Origin of the sequence: Nocardia sp. NPDC060220 (assembly GCF_042727815.1) — a bacterium.
Lineage (GTDB): Bacteria > Actinomycetota > Actinomycetes > Mycobacteriales > Mycobacteriaceae > Nocardia.
In genome coordinates, this window is record NZ_JBHWZY010000271.1 from 1 (window position 1) to 7,849 (window position 7,849).

At 69.2% G+C, this 7,849-nt stretch carries 5 protein-coding genes; all 5 read right to left on the bottom strand.

The features are described 5' to 3' along the window. A partial coding sequence (locus ACFWF3_RS16070) for a hypothetical protein (RefSeq protein WP_379314274.1) occupies positions 1–370 on the bottom strand: 370 nt, incomplete at its 3' end. A 175-nt stretch (positions 371–545) separates the two neighbouring features. Continuing rightward, complete coding sequence (locus ACFWF3_RS16075) at positions 546–1,022, bottom strand: YbaB/EbfC family nucleoid-associated protein (RefSeq protein ID WP_101464408.1); 477 nt, start codon at positions 1,020–1,022, stop codon at positions 546–548. Between the two features lie 97 nt (positions 1,023–1,119). Beyond that, positions 1,120–2,319, bottom strand: a complete 1,200-nt coding sequence (locus tag ACFWF3_RS16080) for a hypothetical protein (RefSeq protein ID WP_379314275.1) — start codon at positions 2,317–2,319, stop codon at positions 1,120–1,122. A gap of 16 nt (positions 2,320–2,335) precedes the next feature. Further along, positions 2,336–3,085 carry a toxin-antitoxin system YwqK family antitoxin gene (locus ACFWF3_RS16085; RefSeq protein ID WP_379314276.1) on the bottom strand — a complete coding sequence of 250 codons (750 nt, stop codon included), beginning with the start codon at positions 3,083–3,085 and terminating at the stop codon, positions 2,336–2,338. 22 nt (positions 3,086–3,107) lie between these two features. Beyond that, complete coding sequence (locus ACFWF3_RS16090; RefSeq protein WP_379314277.1) at positions 3,108–7,790, bottom strand: hypothetical protein; 4,683 nt, start codon at positions 7,788–7,790, stop codon at positions 3,108–3,110. Positions 7,791–7,849: the final 59 nt, after the last annotated feature.

Consider the following 7,849-nt stretch of genomic DNA (forward strand, 5'->3'; position numbering starts at 1 on the left):
GCTCGATCTTGGTGCGCAGCGCGTCCAGATCCACCTTGCTGCCGTCCTCGGCGCCCTTGTAATGCCGGGCCGCGTCGAGAAAGGTGTTGGCGACATTGTCGAGTACCGTCTCGTGCTTGCCGAGCACGGTCTGCAGCTGACCGGCCTTCCCTTCGAACTGCTTCGACAGCTGTTTGCCCGACTCCAGCGAGGAGAACTCGGGCAGGTTCGAGACCATGTCCACCTGGGATTTCACCGAGTTGACCCAGTAGCGCGCGTTGTTGGCGGCTTCGACCAGGTTCGGCAGCGCCGACGGCTCGAGCATCAGCGATCCGTCCGAGGCTGCCGAACGCAGCCCCGCCCACTGATCCTGCGCCGATGGTCCCGTCATGAAGTCGACCCTCCCTGTCCGTACCGGTGTCGCCTCGCGCCCCGCCTGGCACCGCTACCACGACACCGCCGATTCGCACGGCTTGCTAACGATTCTACGGTCTGTCACATGAATTACGCATGTACAGCAGCGATCTCACTGGTGGCGATGGTTCGACCATCTCCGACCATCGCGATCACCAGCCCGCGTCGGTAGCGGGCCGCGACGGATCACGGGATCCGTCTTCTTCGTCGGTCGAGAGTCGTTCCCGCTCCGGCGAGTTGGGCGGCTCCAGCGAGGCTTCCACCGGCTGCGGAATCGCGAAACCGTCCATGTCGTCGACCAATTCGGTGATCTTCGGCAGGCGGGCGCGTTCGCTCTGGATCGGCGCCATCAGCGCCTGCGTCTTGCGGGCCACCTCGACCGAGGCCTGCTGCGCGGCCTCGGTCACGGCCTTGGCGATCTCGGTGTAGGTGAGGTCGTCGATGTCGGGGGTGAACTTCGTCTCGATGACCTTGTAGTCGGCGTTGACCGTCACCGTCACCCGTTTGCGCACGGTGGCGCTGGCGATGATCTTGGCGCGGTCCTGCTGGACCTGCGCGATCGCACGCATCTGGGTCTGGACAGTCTCGAGGATGTCCGCCATCTGTGCCTTGGCGTGCTCGTTGGCCATTCCCGGTTCCCTCCGACTCGCGGGCCGTCGCGCCCAGCCCGTCGGTTAGCGAGCACACCACAAGTGCCACACCCACGCAACAGCACGACGCCGTACGTCAGGTCGCCAGGCCGACGGTGTGGGTGCCCGCCGAACCGGCGAGATTCAGCTGGAACCAGGCGGAATCGACGTTGTAGACATCGTCGGGAAAGACGCGGGTGAACGCCTCCCTGGCCACGGCCCCACGCTCGGCGGCCTCGACCAGGCCGGGGACCGCTTCCTTCTGCGCCTGACCCGCTTTCGCGCCGAGCAAGCCGGTCAGCACGTCGACAACGGTCCTGGTGTCCCACATCCCGGGGACGGCGGACGTGAGTGCGTCGGCGCCGGCCGACGCGCCCCGATACCAGCGGCCGCCCTCCCACCAATAGCAGAAACTCAGCAGACCGTTCTCGGCGCGGCGGTTGATCACCGGCTCGGCGACCCAATCGGGCGCCCCGAGGAAGAACTGCGGCATCGGGAGGACTTTGTTGTAGACGGCGTCGAGTTCCGGTGCGTCCCACACCCCGCCGGAGAGCACCGCACGATCGCCCGGGAGCAGACACAGGGTGGAGCCGCTGTGTTTCGAGCCCTCGAAGACGTGGAAGGCCGGTGTCACCCGCGGTCCCCACTTGGAGCCGATCGCCACGAACGCGGCGGCGATCAACGCCCACCGGCGGGCCAGGAGATCGAGCGGCGGGAATTCCACGTCCGGCGCCGACCCGATGGCGGTGCGGCCCGCCGCGGTATCGGCGCGCGCCTGCTCGGCCGCGGCCAGCGGCGTGCGGATCTGCCGGTTGCCGTGACCGATGTAGGCGGCCAGCCAGATCGGCAGCCGGTCGCGCGGATAGATCTCGATGTCGGTGCGGTACACCGTCGGCGGGAAGAGCTGGTCGTCCGGGAACGGGTCGTCGCCGTAGTCGAATTCGACGTTCATCCGGCCCGCGTTGCTCAGGGTGAGCAGGTAGCGCCACCACGGCCCGTCGCCCATCGACGCGGAGAGGTGCCGGTGCTCACGCAGCAGATCCAGCAGTTCCGGGCTCGGGAACACCCGGGCGAAACGCTCCTGCTCATCGTGGAACACGACCATCGACACCTCGGCCGCCGCCGTCAGCGCGAAGGAAGCCTCGACCTTGGTCCAGCCCGGCGGACCCAGCGCCGCCAGCGTTTTCGCGATGCGATGACTCAGGGCGGCGGCCCGATCCGTGATCCCGTCGTCGTCGGCCACCACCGTGGTGAGGGTGAATCCGACATCGGGATCCCCGGCCAGCTCGTCAGCCACTGCGCACTCCTGTTGCCTAGTCCTGGTTCTCGCCGTACCGCGCTGTCACGGTGCCTGCCTCGTCCCACACGGTCCGGGTGAGCAACGCGCCGCCGGGGGCGAAAACGGTTTCTTCCTTGCGATTCCCGGTGGGGAACCAGGTGCACCAGCGGCCCACCTCGTGCCGATCGGCGTACTCGCCGGTGTAGCGCGGGGTGCCGTCGAGGTACCAGCCGCGCGTCGGACCGTCGGGGTAGCCGTCGGTGTAGCCGGCCAGGTCGGTGATGGGGCTGCTCGGTGCCGGGCGGCGGAACTGCCTGCCGGTGAACGGCTCGGCACCGTAGTACATGCGGCCTTCCTCGTCGTCCCAGCGGAACGCGGGATCGTCCGCGGGCACCGCGTCGGCCGCGATGTCCTTGCGGGTGCGCTCGTCCTCGAATTCGATCACCTCACCCGCCTGGTTCCAGACCGAGTGGGTGAGCAGCGTGCCCTCGATGTCGTAGACGTCCTCCAGGCGGCGGGCACCGTCGGGATACCACTCCTGCCAGGTGCCCACGGGCCGGTTGCGGTAGAACTCGCCGTTGTAGCGCATGGTGCCGTCGGGGTACCAGCCCGTCCAGTCACCGTCGCGGTCGCCGTCGTCGTAGCTCCAGTACTCGCGCCAGGTGCCGTCGGGGCGGGTCTGGGTCACCGCGCCGCTGTAGGGCTCACCCCGATACGACAACCTGCCGGTCGCCGCGTCGATCACCACATCCGGATCGCTCAGTTCGATCGGATCGTCACTCACCTTCGAAACCTCTCCGATCGCATCAGACTCGGTCGCTGAAGATTGTCATCCGGCCCGCCGGATCGGCAACCACGTTACGGATCAGCAGGCCGAGGTCCAGCTCCGGCGGCAGCGAACGGTAGATCAGCTCACCCATCGGCCTGCCGTCGACCGCGACCGTGAACCGCGTCATCCGCTGCCGTGAACGCTCCCAGCCCACGTGCGCGGCCCAGGTGAGCTCGATCGGCTGTGCACCGACCTGCACCATCAGCCGATCGGCGAGCCGATAGAAGATCACCGTCACCCCACCGAGATCGGCGTACAGGCCGTCGGCGCCGAGCTGTCCCGGCGCCGCGGGCCGCAACGAACCGGACCGCGGATCGAACTCGGCCAGCACGCCACCGCCGTACGGACGGACGAGCAGCACGATGTGCTCGGTCGGCGGCTGATACTCCGGCCGATAAGGCCTGCGGGTATCGCCCTGCCCGCCGGCAGGCGGCATCGCGGGCGGCGGATACATCGGCGCACCACCCTGCGGATTGCCGGTACCCGGCTGCTGCCAACCGGATTGGTCGAGGGCCGGGTTTCCGCTCGCCGGAGGGTAGAGCTGGCCATTACCCGGCGGGTGACCATTACCCGGCACGTACGGCTGACCGTTACCGGGTGGGTACGGGTGACCGCTTCCAGGCGCGTACGGCTGACCGTTGCCGGGGTACGGCTGACCGCTACCGGGGAACGGCTGACCGTTACCCGGGGGGTACTGCTGCCCACTTCCAGGCGGGAACGGCTGACCATTACCCGGGGGGTACTGCTGCCCACTACCCGGCGGATAGGGCTGACCATTGCCTGGCGGGAACGGCTGACCGCCTCCCGGCTGATCCGGCATGCCCGAGCCAGGGGGTTGCGTTCCCCACGGCGGAAGAGACGGCAGACTTGGATTTCCGCCCGGCGGTGTCGGCTGGACCGGCCACGACGGCACCGTCGGTTCGTTCGGAGCCGGCTCAGTCGGCGTCGGCTCAGTCGGCCACGGCGGCACAGGTGGCAGCGGCGGCTCAGTCGGTACCGGCGGCAGCGGCGGTACCGGCGGAAGCGTCGGCGCAGGCGGAAGCGTCGGTACCGGCGGCGCGGGCGGCAACGGTGGCACGGGTGGAACCGGCGTCAGCGGTTCGCCCGGCGGCAGCGGTTCGCCCGGCGGCAGCGGTTCGCCCGGCGGCAGAGGAGGTTTCGGTGGCACGAACGGATTCGGCTGATCCGGCGGGCACGGCGGATTTGGCTGGCTCGGCGGGCGCGGCGGTTCCGGCTGGCTCGGCGGGCGCGGCGGTTCCGGCTGGCTCGGCGGTTCCGGCGGCAGCGGTGTCTCCGGCGTCAGCACCAGCGGCGGCACCGGCCACTGGACGGCGTCGAACACCGGCACGTCGAGCTCGACCTCGTACTCGTGCGGCGGATGCGGAATGTGCGAACGCATCGCCGACCCCGGCAATTGCCTGCGCACTCCCGGCTGCCCCTCACCATCGGGCGACCGCGGCGGACCCTGGCCGTCCCCGTCGGCACCACCGTCCCGATCCAGGTCGAAGCTCTTGTCCGGATCTCCCGAATCAGCGTTGTCCCCACCCTTGTCCGAGTCTCCGGCCGTGGTCGGCTCGCCGTCATCGACACCCGAATCCGGATCGTCCACCGACGGCCGACGCGCACCCTGGCCCGCCTCCGAACCTTCTTGTTCGGCCCGGCCGGTGTCGCCCCGGTCAACGCCCGATGTCGGCTTGCTCGGATCAGCTTCGCCCACCACTACATTCGCACCAGCACCCACTGGATCGGGCTCACGCGGGATGACCTGCCCAGCCGCACTGCCGTCGCCGGTCCGACCCGTGCCGACGTCTCCGCTCGGATCGACTTCGCCCGCAACAACATCCGGGTCTGCGCCCACCGGTCCGGCCCTACGCGGAGTCGGCGAATTCGCCGGGTCACCAAAGTCGCCGCGCTCTCTCGGGCCCACTCGTTCGTTCGGATCCGGCGATCCCGGCCTCCGTGTCGGCAGCCCGGAGTCAGCGTTCTCGGCGGCCGGGTCGGAGCCCGGATCCTGCCGCGAACCAGCACCCGGCCGAACCTCGTTCTCACCGTCAACATCCGGACCGGCGGACACACTCGGTGGAACCTTGTTGTTGCCGTTGCCATCCGGCCCCACACCCAATGCCGACGGAACCTGGTTGTTGCCGTCAGCATCCCGCCCCGCAGGCAACCCTGGCGGAACCTCGTTGTTGCCATCGGAATCCGAACCAGCAAGCAACGCCGGCGGAACCTGGTTGTTGCCGTTGACATCCGGACCCACAGACAATGCCGGCGGCGCGGGTGTACCGGGGCGCGCAGGCGTGGCGGGATCAGGAGTGGGCAGTGCGGGGGAATCCGGAGTGGGGGCACCGTGGGTCGGCCCACCGTTTACCGCGGGCGGGGACGTGGGCGCGTCGATCTCGGGGTCGGTGACGAACGGTTCGTTGAGGAGCTCGCGCAGGCGGGCGATGTCGGCGGCACGCTGCCGGATCTCGTCGCGGATCTCCTCGTGCACCCGCGCCAGCTGTTCGAGGGTCAGGCGTTCGTGCTTGTCGATGCGGCCGTCGCGGAACCACTCGTAAACCTGTGCCACCCGCTTGTCGTCGGCGTCGGTGAGGTCGACGCCGAGCAGACGCGCGTGGTCGCGGCTCGGTCCGGGGACGGCGTCCTCGGGGGCGGCGGGTAGTGGTGACCGGTTGCCGAGGTCGTCGGCGCCCACTTCGCGCAGGAAGTCGAGGGCGTCGCGTAGGTGCACCGGAGGGTCGTCGCCGATGGCGCGCGGGTCGGTATCCGGGTCGTAGACCAGGTTGTCGGCGTACGGATCGAGCTTCGCGAGCGCCCGCACGTAGTCGGCGAGCGGCCCGACGAGATCGTCGATGTCACCGCGCGCGGCACGGTTGGACAGCGCCTCGGCCAGCGCCGCCGCGTCGAGCGGCAGCGCACCGCGCGGCAGGCCGAGATGGGGGGCGAGCGCGTCACGGGCGGCGTCGACGGCCGCCGGGTCGAGTGCGCGCAGCAGCTTCGCGTAATCGGTGAGATTCGCCGACCGCTGACGATGCAGCTCCACCCGCGTCGCCGGATCGGCGAGCCCACGGGCGATCACCTCCGGGCTGAGCGCCTCCGGCGTGACACCGAAGCGCAGCGCCAACGCACTGCGCGCATTGTGCAGCGCGTTGAAGTTGTCGATCGCGTCGGCGCTGCGCGCGTAGTCGACCAGGCCCTCGACCTGCCTGGCCCGCACCTGATTGGCGCGTTCCTGCTCGGCGAGCAGCGTGTCGAGCTGCTCCCCCGCCAGGTTCGACGGATCGTCGATGCCGAGCCGCTGCGCCACCTCGGCGATGTCGGCCCTGAGCTCGGCCAGCAAACGAGGTTCCGGCACAGGCTGATTCGCGTCATTCGCCACGGCGGGAAGACCGGCATCCGGCTCGGCGCCCGTGGGCGGCCGTTCGATCATCCGCCACGGCTGCGTCCCGTCGCGCACCATCGTCGCGTCGACCGTGCGCCCGTCCACCTCGGTGCGCAGGTGCCGCACCTCGGGCGCGTCGACCTCGAGGATGTGCACGCGGCCGCCGTCATCGATCCCGACCACCCGGATCTCGATGTCGACCTCGCCACGGTTGAGCCGGTCGATGAAGTCGGCATCGGCATCGGCGAGCGCACGGGCCAGCGCGGCCTCGTGTCCGGCCCCGGTGTCGACGATCGCGATCTTGCCGTTCTCGGGGTCGACGACGAGCCGATCGCCGCTGTCGCTGTCGTTGAAATCGGCTACTCGCTGGGTGAATTCACCGAGTACTCCGACGTTGTCGTCCAGCTGCCCGCGCAGCCTCGCGATCTCGCCGTCGAGATTGTTGACCAGCGCCTCCAGGTCCGCCCCGGCCAGGTGTGCCCAGGTGGATCGTTCGTCACGCAGTCCGGCGCGGCGCAGCGCGTCGTCGAAGATCTTGCGTGCGTCCTCGGCGTGCACGGTCGGATCGCCACCGTCGTCGCTGAGATCGCCCCAGATGTTGACCCATTCGCCGCCGTTGTTCACCCCGCGCCAGTTGAGCATTCGCAAGCTGAACTCGTCGCCCTTGGCCGCGACGACTTCCTTGAGGTAGGCGCCGAGCGGGTCGTTGCTGTGGAAGTTGGCGGGCCGGAACGGGATGTCCGCGTGCTCGGCGTTGAAGAATCGCGCGGCCGCTTCCAGCGCCTGGATCACACCGTCGCGGCGCAGCAACCGGTATTCGGCCTCGGCGACAGCCTTGCGCAGCCCTTCTTCACTGAAATCGGTGAGCTGGACCCCGAGTTCGCGGGCCAGCGCTTCGAGCACGGTCGCATCGGCGATTCGCCCGTTTACCGCGTCGACCACATCCTGCAGCCACGGCGGCAGCGGTTCGGCAACGGCGGGAACTTCCTCGCCCTGGCTCGAAATCTGCACCGGCTCATCAGAATCCGCGAGTTCCTTCGGCTCCCGCGCAGCCAGCTCCCCGGGCGACAAGCTCTCCGGTTCGAGCAGATGCGCCAGCCCCGCGTCGCGCAGGTCCTGCTCGATCTGACGGCGCAGCTGCGGGTCGGCATCGGAGATCCACGGCTTGTACTCGCTGCCGTCGAGATTGCGCAGCGGCAGGAATTCGCCCGCCTGATCGGCGATCCGCGAGGACAGGTGCTTGAGGATCGGCACCAGCTCGCGGTTCTGCCACATGAGCACACCCTCTTTGAGGATGCGCGCCGGATTGAACTTGATCTGCAGCTGGTCGTATT